This is a genomic window from Selenomonas sp. FOBRC9, assembly GCF_000287655.1.
In the GTDB taxonomy this organism is placed as follows: Bacteria; Bacillota; Negativicutes; order Selenomonadales; family Selenomonadaceae; genus Centipeda; species Centipeda artemidis.
In genome coordinates, this window is sequence record NZ_ALJR01000027.1 from 57,864 (window position 1) to 71,532 (window position 13,669).

Annotated in this window: 16 protein-coding genes; 1 reads left to right on the forward strand and 15 read right to left on the reverse strand. The window is 58.1% G+C overall.

Features of this window, described 5'->3' with window-relative positions; translation table 11 throughout:
• Positions 1–29: 29 nt before the first annotated feature.
• A complete protein-coding gene (locus HMPREF1147_RS06830; RefSeq protein ID WP_009658260.1) occupies positions 30–386 on the reverse strand; it encodes a hypothetical protein in 357 nt (118 codons plus the stop codon).
• Between the two features lie 219 nt (positions 387–605).
• On the opposite strand from HMPREF1147_RS06830, the gene HMPREF1147_RS06835 reads away from it, so the two are divergent.
• Positions 606–950, forward strand: a complete 345-nt coding sequence (locus tag HMPREF1147_RS06835) for a cupin domain-containing protein (protein ID WP_009658235.1) — start codon at positions 606–608, stop codon at positions 948–950.
• A 125-nt stretch (positions 951–1,075) separates the two neighbouring features.
• Here HMPREF1147_RS06835 and HMPREF1147_RS06840 read toward each other — a convergent pair whose 3' ends face one another.
• The 14 genes from HMPREF1147_RS06840 to HMPREF1147_RS06905 form a co-directional block, all read right to left on the reverse strand.
• The gene (locus tag HMPREF1147_RS06840; protein ID WP_009658215.1) at positions 1,076–2,227 is read right to left on the reverse strand and encodes a mannitol-1-phosphate 5-dehydrogenase; all 1,152 of its coding nucleotides are present in this window, start codon (positions 2,225–2,227) and stop codon (positions 1,076–1,078) included.
• A 2-nt stretch (positions 2,228–2,229) separates the two neighbouring features.
• Positions 2,230–4,128 carry a PTS mannitol transporter subunit IICBA gene (locus tag HMPREF1147_RS06845; RefSeq protein ID WP_009658238.1) on the reverse strand — a complete coding sequence of 633 codons (1,899 nt, stop codon included), beginning with the start codon at positions 4,126–4,128 and terminating at the stop codon, positions 2,230–2,232.
• A 253-nt stretch (positions 4,129–4,381) separates the two neighbouring features.
• Complete coding sequence (tsaD, locus tag HMPREF1147_RS06850) at positions 4,382–5,398, reverse strand: tRNA (adenosine(37)-N6)-threonylcarbamoyltransferase complex transferase subunit TsaD (RefSeq protein ID WP_009658286.1); 1,017 nt, start codon at positions 5,396–5,398, stop codon at positions 4,382–4,384.
• Between the two features lie 33 nt (positions 5,399–5,431).
• Complete coding sequence (locus HMPREF1147_RS06855; RefSeq protein WP_009658251.1) at positions 5,432–7,096, reverse strand: WG repeat-containing protein; 1,665 nt, start codon at positions 7,094–7,096, stop codon at positions 5,432–5,434.
• On the reverse strand, positions 7,096–7,596 hold the full coding sequence (gene rimI, locus HMPREF1147_RS06860) for a ribosomal protein S18-alanine N-acetyltransferase (RefSeq protein WP_009350570.1): 501 nt from the start codon (positions 7,594–7,596) through the stop codon (positions 7,096–7,098). The genes HMPREF1147_RS06855 and rimI overlap by 1 nt, the downstream gene beginning before the upstream one ends.
• Positions 7,593–8,312 carry a tRNA (adenosine(37)-N6)-threonylcarbamoyltransferase complex dimerization subunit type 1 TsaB gene (gene tsaB / locus HMPREF1147_RS06865; RefSeq protein WP_009658283.1) on the reverse strand — a complete coding sequence of 240 codons (720 nt, stop codon included), beginning with the start codon at positions 8,310–8,312 and terminating at the stop codon, positions 7,593–7,595. Before tsaB ends, rimI begins: the two co-directional genes overlap by 4 nt.
• Entirely contained in the window at positions 8,293–8,769 is a 477-nt protein-coding gene (gene tsaE, locus HMPREF1147_RS06870; RefSeq protein WP_009350568.1) for a tRNA (adenosine(37)-N6)-threonylcarbamoyltransferase complex ATPase subunit type 1 TsaE, read from the reverse strand. Before tsaE ends, tsaB begins: the two co-directional genes overlap by 20 nt.
• Positions 8,770–8,867: 98 nt before the next feature.
• A complete protein-coding gene (locus HMPREF1147_RS06875) occupies positions 8,868–10,109 on the reverse strand; it encodes a glycerate kinase (protein WP_009658244.1) in 1,242 nt (413 codons plus the stop codon).
• Between the two features lie 168 nt (positions 10,110–10,277).
• Entirely contained in the window at positions 10,278–10,805 is a 528-nt protein-coding gene (rimM, locus tag HMPREF1147_RS06880; RefSeq protein ID WP_009658247.1) for a ribosome maturation factor RimM, read from the reverse strand.
• Entirely contained in the window at positions 10,777–11,187 is a 411-nt protein-coding gene (locus tag HMPREF1147_RS06885; protein WP_009350564.1) for a YlqD family protein, read from the reverse strand. Before HMPREF1147_RS06885 ends, rimM begins: the two co-directional genes overlap by 29 nt.
• A gap of 59 nt (positions 11,188–11,246) precedes the next feature.
• Positions 11,247–11,474: a KH domain-containing protein gene (locus HMPREF1147_RS06890; protein WP_009350563.1), complete on the reverse strand. Its 228-nt coding sequence runs from the start codon at positions 11,472–11,474 to the stop codon at positions 11,247–11,249.
• A gap of 82 nt (positions 11,475–11,556) precedes the next feature.
• Positions 11,557–11,832, reverse strand: a complete 276-nt coding sequence (gene rpsP, locus HMPREF1147_RS06895) for a 30S ribosomal protein S16 (protein WP_009350562.1) — start codon at positions 11,830–11,832, stop codon at positions 11,557–11,559.
• A 22-nt stretch (positions 11,833–11,854) separates the two neighbouring features.
• Positions 11,855–13,231 (reverse strand): signal recognition particle protein, encoded by a 1,377-nt coding sequence (gene ffh / locus HMPREF1147_RS06900; RefSeq protein WP_009658218.1) that lies wholly within the window; start codon positions 13,229–13,231, stop codon positions 11,855–11,857.
• Positions 13,228–13,608 carry a sigma factor-like helix-turn-helix DNA-binding protein gene (locus HMPREF1147_RS06905; RefSeq protein ID WP_009350560.1) on the reverse strand — a complete coding sequence of 127 codons (381 nt, stop codon included), beginning with the start codon at positions 13,606–13,608 and terminating at the stop codon, positions 13,228–13,230. The genes ffh and HMPREF1147_RS06905 overlap by 4 nt, the downstream gene beginning before the upstream one ends.
• Positions 13,609–13,669: the final 61 nt, after the last annotated feature.

The window sequence follows — 13,669 nt, forward strand, 5'->3', positions numbered from 1 at the left end:
GCAGCTCCTTTCCCTAACGTCGTTTTTCTTTATGAGGCAATTGCCGTCCTATTCTCGAGAATGACTTTCCCCGCCTGACACGCGGGACAAATACAAGTCGTCTCGCCTTGCGACTTTGCCTTTTTTGCCGCAATCGTCAGCCCGCTCACTTTTTTCTCGCCGAACGCGGCAATTCCCTCCGGGGAATCCGTGAATCCGATGAGCTGATCGATCGTGAGAACGTCGCTCTTGATTTCATCAATCAAAGCTGCATACGCGGGCTTCTCCCCCGGCGTATCCACAGCCCTTAGAAAGGCTTGCGCCTTTTCCTTCAGCCCCTCATAGACAGAGGGCGCTTCGCTGAGTTTCTCCACCTGCTTGATGACGCCGTCGCGATCCAAAGCCATATCGTCGACCTCCTTCTCCAAGTAATATGTCTGAGTTATAAAAATAATCTATCCGTATTATAGGGCAATGTACGCCGTTTGACAATAAGAAAAAAGATTTGCACATCCGTAATTCCGAGTAATTTTCTCGGAATTGTGGTTTGAATCACAGTCATACGTTCCCATGCGGTGTATGCTAAAGTCACAATTTACAAGACGATTTACAGAGGAGGAACAATCATGGCAATTCTAAACAACATTGCGCATACACAGACGCTCTTGCTCAAGGAACAGGTCGCCTACGCGGACGGACAGGTTATCAGCAAGACACTTGTTCAGAATAAAGGGCTCGGAATCACACTCTTCGCTTTTGCCAAGGGCGAAGGCGTCAGCACACACGAATCGAAGGGTGACGCACTCGTCACAGCTCTTGAGGGCGAGGGCGTCATTACAATCGACGACACCGTCTACAACATTAAAGAGGGAGAAAGTATCGTTATGCCCGCACGGCATCCGCACTCCGTCTACGCATCAAAGGACAGCGGCTTCAAGATGCTTCTTGTCGTAGCTTTCCCCGAAGCCTGATGATATATAAGCCATCTGCTGTATAAAATACTACATTGGATTGCTTTGTCCATAATAAAAGACGACCGCAGGAGAATATTCTTCGGTCGTCTTTTATTATGTTGTGGATGGAGTATAAATCGGTGCTAACGATTCAACTCCGCATTTTTCTCAACGATGAGCTTAAACAGCTCCGTGTCCGCAGGAATCTCTGTGAAATGCGTGAGCGCGGCGTCAAAGCCGTGTTCTTTCACATAGTTCTGCACCTCGACCGCTTCGGGATCGTCCGCGTAGTCGAAGTGAAGCGCGGCGGCAATCACCGTCGCGAGTGCTTCGGGTTTCTTCCCCAGTCCCATGAGCTGCACCGCGGGAGAGACGAGGCGATCCGCTGCGCCGAGCTTGCGCTTCGGGCCGCGGGCGACGCGCGTCACGGCATCGGAGAGATGCGGATTTTTGAACCGTTCCTCTGCCGTTCTGATATATGCGGCGTGTTTTTCACGGTCAAAGCCGTATTTCTCGATAAGCAGTTCGCTCGTCTCCCCCCACACGCGTCGAACAAAGGAGACGATCTCCTCGTCGCGCATCGCGGCGGCGATGTCCTCGATGCCCTTCAGATACGCCATGTAGGCGATGGAAGCGTGCCCCGTGTTGACCGAGAAGAGCTTGCGCTCGATGTAAGCGGTGAGGTTGTCCACCCACATCAGCCCCTCGATGGCAGGCGGCGTGCCGACCGCCCCCTTGCGGTCGACATCCCACTCGGCAAACGGCTCGACCTTGACGAGGAGCGGATCCTCGTTGTGCTGGATCGGCACAATGCGGTCAACCGCCGCATCTGGAAAACCGATGCAGTGATTTGCCTTCTCCTTCACATCTTCCGGGAGATGTTCATATACAAAGTTTTTGAGCACGGTCGACCCGCCGACCATATTCTCACACGCGATGATATTGAGCGGCGCATCGTTCTTTGCAAGTCGGCGTACAAGTCCCTTGGCGATATTCGGCGCGATGAATTTGAGGATGTTCGGGCCGATCGCCGTCGTCACGATATCTGCCGTGACAAACGCATCGAGCAGCTCCTCAAGGTTCGTATTGCTGTTGATCGCCCGCACATGCTCGACATGGATTTTTTTCGGCGTATCGCCGACAATCTCAATGTCGTAAGCACGGCGCGCATTGATCTCATCGACGAGTGCCTCCGCCACATCGACGAACGTAACCTCGTAGCCCGAGCGGACGAGGAGTTCGCCGATGAACCCACGGCCGATATTGCCGCCGCCGAAATGAATTGCCTGTTTCATTCTCAGTCCTCCTGCATGAAAACGGCATAGAGTTCATCCGCGCTCTTGGTCGTAAAGAGCGCCGCAAGCTGCTCGTCGCTGTAGTCGCCGACCATGGTCGCGATGTTCGCGAGGATCGCGAGATGATCGTTGCCCATGCCTGCGATGCCGATGACGAGATGCGCGGTCTCATCGCCGAACTTCACCCCTTCGGGGTACTGGAGGACGACGATGCCCGTCTTTTTAATGGTATCCTTGACGGCGTTCTCCCCGTGCGGGATTGCAATCCCCTTGCCGATGAAGGTCGAAAGCTCCTTCTCGCGGTTGAGCATCCCCTGCACATACCCCTCGTCAACGTAGCCGCCCGCCACAAGCAGTTTGCCCGCCGCGGTGACCGCCTCTTCTCGGCTGACCGAGGGGAGACCGACCTTGACGTTCTCTTTCAGCAGGACGCCCGCACCGATTTTCGGCTCTGCGGACGCGTCGGCTTCGCTCGTCGGCGCGGAGGTATCGACCGCAGCGGCCTTCAGCCGCTCGGTGACGATGTCGTAGACGTTGTTCTGCGTGAAGTCGCGTACCCAGATGTGCTCCGCCTGCGGCGAATCCGCAAGTGCGCGCTCGGCGAGTTTTTCATGCGAGATAACGAGCTGCGCCTCCTGTGGAATCGCACCGATCGCACAGTTTGTCACCGAAATATCGGTGTAGCCGTCCTTCTTGAGCTTCTTGCGCAGCGCCGCTGCACCAAGCGCCGAGGAGCCCATCCCCGCGTCGCAGGCGTAGACGATGACCTTCAGATCCTTGCCCGAGACTTTCTTCTCAGCCGGAAGATCTTTACCGCGGTTCTTCATATCCGTCATGCTCTCACGCGCATTCTCAAGAGAGTCGTCGTCCACATCCTTGGACATCTTGATAAAGACGGAAGCCACCGCGCACGATACCGCCGTCGCAACGGCAACTGCAGACATATTTGCAAACAGCGCCGCGCTGTTCGGTGTCATGGCAATGATCGCAAAGATCGAGCCGGGTGACGAGGGCGCAATAAGCCCACCGTTCAGCATCACAAGTGTAAAGACACCGGACATTCCGCCCGCGATCGCCGCGATGATGAGGATCGGCTTCATGAGTATGTATGGGAAATAGATTTCGTGAATACCGCCGAGGAAGTGAATGATCATCGCACCCGGCGCCGACGACTTTGCCATGCCCTTACCGAAGAGCCAGTAAGCAAGCAGAATCCCTAAACCCGGTCCCGGATTTGCCTCGAGCAGGAAGAATATGGACTTGCCGAACTCCTGCGCCTGCTGAATGCCAAGCGGGCTTAGGACACCGTGGTTCAGCGCATTATTGAGGAAGAGTACCTTTGCCGGCTCGATGATGATGGACGCCAGCGGCAGCAGCCCCGCCGCAACGATGCCCTCAACGCCGGAGCGCAGGACATCGTTCGCTGCACCGACGATCGGCCCCACGACCTCAAACGCGAGGATCGCGAGAATGCCGCCGAGGATGCCGAGTGAGAAGTTATTGACGAGCATCTCAAAGCCGCCCGGGATGCTGTCGCGGACGGCATTGTCAAATTTCTTGATGACTGCGCCGCCCAAAGGACCCATGATCATCGCCCCGAGGAACATCGGGATGTCGGAACCTGCGATCACGCCCGAGGTCGCAATCGCCCCCATCACGCCGCCGCGGTGTCCGTTGACGGCGAATCCGCCCGTGAATCCGATGAGCAGCGGTATCAGCCATTTGCTCATGGGGCCGCCGACCTGTGCGAGCGTCTCGTTCGGCATCCACCCGGTTGGAATAAATAATGCGGTGAGGAAGCCCCACGCGATAAATGCGCCGATATTCGGCATCACCATTCCGGACAGGAAGCGGCCAAATTTCTGCATGGCCTCCTGCGCCCCTCCGCCCTGTTGACTCATAAAAATCCCCCTCTGTATAATAAAAATATGATAAGAGCCGTCCCAAAACTTTCTAGGAAGAACTCCCCCAAACCAAACGGTACATATGCGCTCCATTCCCGCATAGTGCACGATATACTATAAATCTCATTATAGCGAATCTTTTTCATTCGCACAATATAGAGATCCCTCATTCAAGTATAAAATAATTCTATATATAAAAGAAAAAAGTCAATGCGCAACATATATTGCACATCGACATGATTCATTTTTATTATACCCCAAAATCCAGTCCCGGCACGGCATTCAAATATAGGTTATCGTAATGCCCCGCCGCCGCTTGATAGGCGCCGCGGCAGGCGATCATCGCGGCGTTGTCCGTACAGAGACGCGGGGAGGGATAGAGGTAGCGAATACCGCGCTCCGCCGCGGTCTCACGCAGACGGTTCTCGAGCGCCGCGTTCGCCGCGACGCCGCCCGCGAGGACGAGCGTATCGCGCCCCGCCTCCCGGATCGCCTCAAACGCCTTGTGCACGAGCACCTCTACGACGGCGGACTGGAACGACGCGGCGATATCCGCCCGATGCAGCTCATGCCCTTTCATTTTCTCGCTGTTGATATAGTTCAGGACGGCGGATTTCAGTCCGCTGAAGCTGAACTCATAGTTCCCCTCCTGTGCGAGGGCGCGCGGAAAATCGATCGCGGCGGCATTTCCTTCCCGAGCGAGTTTATCGATCTCAGGCCCCCCGGGATACGGCAGCCCCATCACGCGCGCGACCTTGTCAAACGCCTCGCCCGCCGCATCGTCACGCGTCTTTCCCAGCTGACGGAAGGTATCGTAATCCGCAACGTCGACGAGCGCCGTATGCCCGCCCGAGACGACGAGCGCCATAAAGGGCGGCGTGAGATCCTTCGTCTCAAGGAAATTTGCAAAGATATGCCCCTCAAGATGATTGACCCCGATGAGCGGCACACCGAGGGAAAATGCAAGCGATTTCGCCGCTGATACGCCGACGAGAAGCGCGCCGACGAGCCCGGGACCATAGGTGACGGCGACTTGATTGATATCCGAAAGTTCTATGCCCGCCTCTTTGACCGCTCGATCCACGACGGGTAGGATGCTCAGGATGTGGTTGCGCGAGGCAATCTCCGGCACAACGCCGCCGTATTTCCGATGAATCGGTATCTGCGTCGCAGTCACGCAGGAGAGCAGCTCCCGCGTCCCGCGCAGCACCGCCGCCGAGGTCTCGTCGCAGCTTGTCTCGATGCCGAGGGTAATTTTTTCGCGCATGACCGCCCTCCCTTCCCCGCGTCCGTTTTTCTTTTATTCATCCTCATCCGCCGGAAGCAGCTCTCTCTCTTTCGTTCGGAAAATATCCGCGGCGTCGTACGCGGGCGCGACGACAAACGCGCCGGCATGATCCATATAGCCCCACAGTTTTCCGACCCGCACCGGCATCAGTCCCGCGGCAAAGGGGCCGAGATCCGTCACGCCGTCGGGCAGTGTCAAAATATCTTTGCCGTCTTTGTCGATCACATGCCACGTTCCATCCTTGCATACACTCGCCGCACCCTCGCCGAAGCTCACGACCTGATCGTATGCCGGCGGAATAATAGCGGCACCCGCGCGGTCGATAAAGCCCCATCGATCGTTGAGGCGCACCGCGAAAAGCCCTTCGGTCAGCGGATAGATTCTTTCATACCGCGGTTCGATCACATAGGCCCCCGTCCTGTCCATGACGCCCCACTTTCCCTTTGTCATGACATAGGAAAGGCCGTTCTTATCAAAAGGACTCACATAGTCGTTCTTCGTCGAAATGATTTCTTTTCCCGCGGCATCGACATAGCCTCGCTTTAAGACATCGTTGCCGATGCTCGTATAGATTTTATCGTCGTAGATCTTATCCCACTTGCTGCCGACCAACATGGTCGAAATCGCGTTGAAGCTATAGGTTCCGACGCGGTTATATACCGCGGCCAGCCCGTCCTTATAAGGTTCCATGCGGTCATAGGTCGACGGCCACAGAATCGTTCCCGTCGCATCGATAAAGTACGCGAAGCGATCGTCGCTCACAATCGCCCGTCCGTCCTCCGTAAAATCGTGATCCACATAGTAAAAATGCGGCTTGATAACCTCCGCGCCCGTCCGGTCGACGAATCCCCAATCGGGACGCACAATGGCGCCGTGGTTCTTCAGCACAGCCGCGTAGCCGCCGGAAAAATCTCTCGCATCCGCATACGCGCAGGGAACGACCTGTGCGCCCGTCTTATCGATATAACCGTAACGTCTCGTATCGTCCCGAACGACGGCCGTGCCGTCCGAGAACGGACGCGCCTCCGCATAGACGCAGGGAATGACCGTCGTTCCCTCCCGATTGATATAGCCGTAGCGGTTCGTATCGTCCTTTACCGCCGCCAGCCCCTCCGAAAAATGCCCCGTCGCCCGATAATGCCCGGGCAGAAAACGTCCGTCGAGATCAACAAACGTCCACGTTTTATCCGACCGACACACGCTCGCAAGGCCTTCGCAATAGGAGTACAGTTCGCGCTGCTCAATGGGAACGACGATATGCCCGTCCGCGTCGTAGGCGCCGTAGCGATCGTTCTTCTTATCGTAGACGATAAAGCGCCCTTCCTTCGCGTCGCCGACCCGCTCGTACGCGACCGGAACCGCGACCGTACCGTCCGCGCGCAGAACGCCGCATTGTTTTTTATCCGTCACATGGATAAAGCCCGCGCTGTCAAAGCGAATCTTATCGTAAATCGGCGGCACGACAACGTTCCCCGCCGTATCGAGGACGGCGCGCTTCTTTCCCGTATGGACGATGACCAGACCGTCTATGATCTCGGATTTTTCCTCCTCCTCGCCCGCGACTATCATGGCGTGGATGATATTCCCAAAAATACCGGCCTCGGCGTCGTTCCCCGGCAGCAAAAACATCGTCGATAAGAGAGCGCCGACAAAAAGCCGTCTTCCCCATTGCTTCATCATTCTTCTCCTTGAGCGACGGATTCCGGCGCGCCGGACGCGGCGCCGCCGCACATTTCCTTTAACTTTGTATGCCACATGAGGATCGCGTCCTCATCATTATCTTGGTAGTATTTCTTTCGCACGCCGACAGCGGAAAATCCAAGGCGTTCATAGAGATGCAGGGCGGCGGCATTCGAGGGGCGCACCTCGAGCGTCATGCGCTCCGCTCCGCGCGCTGCGGCGGCACGCATCATCGCTTCCATCAGGCGGCATCCGAGCCCGCGCCCGCGCCGCGTCTCCGTGAGCGCGATATTGGTCACCTGTGCCTCCTCGAAGGAGATCCAGCAGCCTGCAAAGCCGATGATGTGATCGTCCTCGCACGCCACGATATAGCAGGCAAATTTATTCGACGCCTCACGCCAAAAATCTTCGCGCGACCACGGCGTGGGGAAGCTCTCCCGCTCCACGCGTGCGACGCCCTTGGCATCCTCCGCCGTGAGCGCACGAAACGTGATCATACCGCCTGCTCCGCACCGTGACGTTTCTCCCAGAGCACCTCCGCTTCGCTCCGACGCAGATAGAGCGGCTCGAGCGTCATCGCATCGTCCGCCGCATCGCGCGCAAGGCGTGCGAGACCTGCGAGCCCCACACAGGCGGCGCGCGCCATCCGCATGTGTATCGGCGCAAGCCGCACGCCCGCGGGGAGCGGCTCATCCGCTGCCTTTTGCATCGCGTCCCCCATCAGGAGCACGGTCTTCTCCGTCCCCGCAAGAGACGCGACGAGCGCGTCGCGCGGCAGGATGCGCAGGGGACACACGCTATGGAGAACAGGTTTGCCGCTCTCCCATGTCCACGCAAATTCCTCTGTGTAGACGTTACCCTTTTGCGCATCCATCATAGGAACGAGGCGCACGCCCTCCCACATGCAGTGATAAGCGAGCGCCTCGAGCGTCGGCACGCCGACCATGGGAATCCGAAGTGCATAGGACATCATCTTCGCGGTGGCAAGCCCGATGCGCAGCCCGGTGAAAGAGCCGGGACCGATGCTGACGGCAACGCCCGCGAGCTCATCTTTTTTCACGCGCGCCATCCGCAGTGCCGTCTCGATGTGCGGCATCAGCGTCTCTGAGTGGGTCAGCGCCCCCTGCATACTGATCTCCGCGGCGACGCGCTCCTCTGAGATCACTGCGACGCTCGAGACCTGCGAAGCGGTATCAACGGCTATGATTGACAAGTCCGTCCAGCTCCTTTAAGAGCGCCGTGCTCTTTTCCCCCACAGCGTCGAATGTGAATTGCCGCCCCTCCGCCGAGACGGCATCGATCCGTACCGTCAGGCGGTCGGCGGGCATCGCATCCGGGAATTTCTCCGCCCACTCGATGAGCACGATGCCCTCCTGTGCCTCCGCGTACTCGTAAAACCCAATGTCCTCAAGCTCCTCTTCGGTATTCAGCCGATAGAGGTCAAAATGCACGATGGGACATGCCGCTTCGTAAATATTCATCAGGTTGAACGTCGGACTCGTGACGTCGCTCTCCACGCCTAGCGTGCGCGCAAGTGCGCGTACGAAGAGAGTCTTGCCGACGCCAAGTTCCCCGTCGAGGCAGATCACCGTCCCCTCACGGATAATTTTACCGATCGTTCCCGCTAAATGCGCAGTCTCCTCTGGAGATTGCGTGATACAGGTGAGCATAGTTCAACCCCTCATGAATACATGTGAAAACCGAAATAAAGTTCTGATATATTATAACACGCGCGCGGAATTTGCGCAAAAGAAAAAGCACACAGACTCTAGCGGATGAGGAGTACCGCAACATCGTTCACATTCGTCCCCGTGGGCCCCGTCATAATCAGCCCGTCGACGGCTTGCAGCGCGCGGTATGCGTCGTTGTCCGCAAGAATATCGTCGATGTAGATGCCGCGCGCCGCAAGTATCTCCTGCGTATGCCCGTCGACATAGCCGCCCGCCGCATCCGTCGGGCCGTCCGTCCCGTCGCTGCCAAAACTGAGGAGCGCCGCATTCTCCATCCCCGCGAGCCCCGCGGCAGCGGCAAGCGCCAGCTCCTGATTTCGTCCGCCCTTGCCGTGTCCCGTGAGGTGCACGATCGTCTCCCCGCCCGCGATATAGGCGTGCGCACCGTCTCCCCGGTGCGTCTTTGCGATTGCACTGAGAAACCGTCCCGCTTCGCGCGCTTCAATATCGAGCTCATCCGTGAGGATATGCGGCGCATAGCCCAATCTCCGGCACTCCTGCGCCGCCGCCGCGCAGAGTTCGCGCACACTGCCCGTAATATGCGTCTCCACATGGGGCAGTTCCTGTGGCAGCGGCTCGTCCAGGAGTGCCATCGCTGTATCCGATAGTTTCAGACCGTATTTCTCCACAATTGCCTTCGCCGCCGCCGCACTCGTACTGTCGGGATATGCGGGGCCCGATGCGATCATGTCGAGCGGGTCGCCGATGATGTCGCTCAAGACGATGCTGAGGACATGCGCCGGCGCGCAGTGTGCCCCGAATCGCCCGCCCTTGACCGCGCTCATACGCTTGCGGATCGTATTGATCTCCACGATGTCTGCGCCCGAGGCAAGCAATTTTTCCGTCATCGCCGCAAGCTCCGCGTCGGGAATGATCGGCTGCTCAAAGAGCGCGCTCCCCCCACCCGAGAGGAGGAAGAGCACCGTATCGTCTGCGCAGAGATCTGTCGTCATCTCCAGTGCCTGCGCCGTCGCGGCAAAGGAGTTCGCATCGGGAACGGGATGTCCCGCCTCAAAGCAGACAAGTCCGGGAATCGGCGCGCGTACATGGTCGTACTTCGTAATTACGATGCCGTCATGAATACGATCCCCCAACATCTCCGCCGCCGTCTTTGCCATCTGCCACGCGGCTTTGCCAACCGCGACGAGAACGAGCTTCCCCTTTGCAAACTCATGTCCCGCGAGCGCCTTTCGAACGGCGGCATCCGGGAGCACGGCGCGCAGAGACGCCGCAACAATCGCATCCGCATCGCGCCGGAGCGCACTGTGTTCAAGCGTCATGTGAAACTCCTTTCCAGAAAATTCTCACATCAATTCCTCATAAAAAACCGCCGTGACCTCAGGCAGCCCACAAAACATCCCTGCAGCAAGGCGGTTCTTCGACGCGTCTTTCTCGCATCTCTTCCGATGTAAATTTTGCAGCGGCTCATGCCGCAAGACACGAGAAGATCAGCGCCGGTCGTCCGCCTCGTCCGGCAGGCACACGTCCATGCGCCCGCCCGCGATGTCGATATTGCGCACGACGCTGCGCAGCGCGGGGATGAGGAGTTCTCGCCCGTCCTCCGCGCGCACGGCATAGACGTCGTTGCTGCCCGTGCGGATGACGTTCTCGACGCTGCCGAGGAGCGTACCCGCTTCATCATAGACGGACAGCCCCACGATATCAAAGACGTAATACTCCCCCTCCTCGAGCGGTGCGGCATCCGTGCGCGCGACGGTGAGCAGCCGTCCCGTGAGCCGCTGTGCCTCCTCGCGGACGGGATACTCGCGGAACTGCATGAGGAAGTTCTTCCCCTGCTCTTTCATGCGCACGATGTGCAGGAGCTCGTCCCCCACCACGACCTCGCGCAGTCGGGCGAATCGTTCGGGGAAGTCCGTCAGCGGGATGACGCGCACATCGCCGGCGATGCCGTGCGGTGCACCGACGCGCCCGATGACAATGCGCCCCTCAGGAGCGGATGGCGATAATTTTGTCATCTTCGACTAAAATCTCGACGTTCATGATCTCGCGCATATCGTCGCCGATATGCACCTCGACCTGATGCTCAAGCGTGCCCTGAATGATCTCCGCGCCCTCGGCGAATTTCTCGAGCTCCTCAAGATGCGCGCGCGTCTGTTCCACATACTCCATGCGGGACTGGCGTTCCTGTCGGATCATGTTGATGTGGTCGATCGCCTGCGGTGTCAGCTCCCCCTGCTCCGCCTCCTGCATGACACGTTTTTCCTGAATACCGATCTGCTGGAGTTCGAGTTCTGCACGGCTGACGCCTTCCTCCATCTCCTTGCGCATCTTCGTGCGCAGCTTCTCCGTCAGTTTTGCCTTGACCGTGACAGGCACTTTCAGCGAAATAGAATCCATGTTGATCTCTCCTTATACAAAAACGGCGACCGTCTAAGACGCACGCCGTTTCGATGGGCTCAGCCGATCTCGACCGTCGCCCGTTTATTCTCCTTCGTCGCGGCGGCTTTGACAACGCTGCGCAGCGCCTTTGCGATGCGCCCCTGCTTACCGATGACCTTACCCATGTCATCCTCCGCCACATGAAGTTTCAATATGATCTCTTGATCATCCTGCGTCTCGTCAACGACGACAGCTTCCGGATGATCCACCAAGGATTTGGCAATAACCTCGACTATCTCTTTCACGCCGGTCGTCTCTCCTCACCGCGCGCCGGACTGAGGGATTCCTTCGATATGAAAGAACCCCGTTCCCCGGACGCTGCGCTCCTTAGTCCTTCTTGCGCTTTGCCTCGGCAAATTTTGCCATTGTACCGTTCTTGCTCAGGATGTTCCTGACCGTATCGGTCGGCTGTGCGCCCTTCTGCATCCAGTCGATCGCCTTCTCCTCGTCAATGTTGACGACGGCGGGCTGTTTCGACGGATCGTAATTCCCAAGGATTTCGATGAATCGACCGTCGCGCGGTGCGCGCGAGTCGGCGACAACGATGCGGTAGAAGGGATTCTTCTTCGCACCCATGCGGTTCAAACGAATCTTGACTGCCATATTCTCACCACCTTTCGTTGTGTTACCTAAAGAACGGCATTTTGGGAAGCCCCATGCCGCCGAGTGACGGCATCTTTGGCATTTTCCCCTTACCCTTCATTTGGTTCATCTTCTTCATCATCTTGCGCATTTCGCCGAACTGCTTGAGGAGCTTATTGACGTCCTGCACGCGCGTACCGCTGCCCGCAGCGATGCGCTTGCGGCGGCTGCCGTTGATGATCGTAATGTCCGCGCGTTCCTTCGGGGTCATCGCGCGGATGATTGCCTCGAGACGGCGCATTTCCTTGCCGTCAAGATCGAGCTCTTGATCGCCGAGCTTTTTCTTCAGACCGCCCATCCCCGGAATCATGCCGAGGATGTTATTCAGCGAACCGAGCTTTTTGATCTGCTGCATCTGCTCGAGAAAGTCATCGAGTGTGAAGTCGTTCTTGCGTAGCTTCTCCTCCATCTTCTTCGCGTTCTCGATGTCGAAATTTTCCTGCGCCTTCTCCACGAGGGAGAGCACATCGCCCATACCGAGAATGCGCGACGCCATGCGGTCGGGATGGAACACCTCGAGCGGGTCGAGCTTTTCGCCCATACCGACGAATTTAACGGGACGCCCGGTCACCGCCTTGATGGAAAGTGCTGCACCGCCGCGCGCATCGCCGTCGAGCTTCGTCATGACGATGCCGTCGAGCCCGAGCGAAGCGTCAAACGCCGCCGCGACGTTCACTGCCTCCTGCCCTGTCATCGCGTCAACAACGAGCAGGATTTCATGCGGCTGCACGGCCGCCTTGATGTCGCGCAGCTCCTGCATCAGTGTCTCGTCGATCTGCAGACGTCCCGCCGTATCAATGATGACTACGTCATTTGCGTGCGCTGCCGAGTACGCGATCGAAGCGCGCGCGATGGCAACGGCATCCTCTTGCCCCTGCGAAAACACGGGAGCACCAACCTTCTCGCCGATGACCTCGAGCTGCTTGATGGCGGCGGGGCGATAGATATCGTCCGCCACGAGGAGCGGACGTTTGCCCTGTTTTTTCAGCATGAGGGCGAGCTTGCCCGCCGAGGTCGTCTTACCCGAGCCTTGGAGACCAACGAGCATGATGACCGTCGGCGGGTTTGGGCTGATATTGAGCCGGCTCTCCGTCCCGCCCATGAGCTCCGTGAGCTCCTCGTCGACGATCTTGATGACCGCCTGCGCTGCTGTGAGCGTGTCGAGTACTTCCTGCCCAACGGCACGCTCCTTGACGCGCTTCACGAAATCCTTAACGACCTTGAAATTGACGTCCGCTTCGAGCAGCGCCATGCGCACCTCGCGCATCGCATCGTTCACGTCGTCCTCGGTCAGTTTGCCGTGTCCGCGCATTTTCTTAAAGATGCCCTGCAGGCGGTCGGATAGATTCTCAAATATCATAAACTCACCTCCTCCTGTTCCGCACTAGTCTCTACATAGCGCCGCAGCGGCGCTATGATGTGCTGCACATCCGCAGTTGCGATCGGCTCCTTGAGCGCACACAACTCCTCGTAGATACCCGCGAGTTCGCGCTCCTCTGCCGCGCGGCGCGCGCGCAGTCCGAGCCGCTCCTCCATCTCGGCAAGCGCATGCTCAGCGCGGCGGATGCTCTCATGTGCCGCCTGCCGCGTGATGCCGAGCGTCTCGCCGATCTCCGCGAGTGAGAAGTCCTCGGCGATGTGCAGGTGCAGACATTCCCGCTGTTTCCCCGTCAGCAGTGCGCCGTATAGATCGTACAGCTGCGCGAGATCGTAAAGCCGCTCCAAGTCATCACCCATTCCGACGAAACGCCATACGTTTCCTAAAACACTCTTCGCAGTATAACGGCAAACAAAAACC

What these genes read in the sequence shown, in the direction of transcription:
- rimI (WP_009350570.1), bottom strand. Translation starts at nt 7,596, where the DNA reads ATGATCACGTTTCGTGCGCTCACGGCGGAGGATGCCAAGGGCGTCGCA.
- tsaE (WP_009350568.1), bottom strand. Translation starts at nt 8,769, where the DNA reads ATGCTCACCTGTATCACGCAATCTCCAGAGGAGACTGCGCATTTAGCG.
- HMPREF1147_RS06840 (WP_009658215.1), bottom strand. Translation starts at nt 2,227, where the DNA reads ATGAAACAGGCAATTCATTTCGGCGGCGGCAATATCGGCCGTGGGTTC.
- HMPREF1147_RS06885 (WP_009350564.1), bottom strand. Translation starts at nt 11,187, where the DNA reads ATGGATTCTATTTCGCTGAAAGTGCCTGTCACGGTCAAGGCAAAACTG.
- HMPREF1147_RS06830 (WP_009658260.1), bottom strand. Translation starts at nt 386, where the DNA reads ATGGCTTTGGATCGCGACGGCGTCATCAAGCAGGTGGAGAAACTCAGC.
- rpsP (WP_009350562.1), bottom strand. Translation starts at nt 11,832, where the DNA reads ATGGCAGTCAAGATTCGTTTGAACCGCATGGGTGCGAAGAAGAATCCC.
- HMPREF1147_RS06905 (WP_009350560.1), bottom strand. Translation starts at nt 13,608, where the DNA reads ATGGGTGATGACTTGGAGCGGCTTTACGATCTCGCGCAGCTGTACGAT.
- tsaD (WP_009658286.1), bottom strand. Translation starts at nt 5,398, where the DNA reads ATGCGCGAAAAAATTACCCTCGGCATCGAGACAAGCTGCGACGAGACC.
- HMPREF1147_RS06855 (WP_009658251.1), bottom strand. Translation starts at nt 7,096, where the DNA reads ATGAAGCAATGGGGAAGACGGCTTTTTGTCGGCGCTCTCTTATCGACG.
- HMPREF1147_RS06845 (WP_009658238.1), bottom strand. Translation starts at nt 4,128, where the DNA reads ATGAGTCAACAGGGCGGAGGGGCGCAGGAGGCCATGCAGAAATTTGGC.
- rimM (WP_009658247.1), bottom strand. Translation starts at nt 10,805, where the DNA reads ATGACAAAATTATCGCCATCCGCTCCTGAGGGGCGCATTGTCATCGGG.
- HMPREF1147_RS06835 (WP_009658235.1), top strand. Translation starts at nt 606, where the DNA reads ATGGCAATTCTAAACAACATTGCGCATACACAGACGCTCTTGCTCAAG.
- ffh (WP_009658218.1), bottom strand. Translation starts at nt 13,231, where the DNA reads ATGATATTTGAGAATCTATCCGACCGCCTGCAGGGCATCTTTAAGAAA.
- HMPREF1147_RS06875 (WP_009658244.1), bottom strand. Translation starts at nt 10,109, where the DNA reads ATGACGCTTGAACACAGTGCGCTCCGGCGCGATGCGGATGCGATTGTT.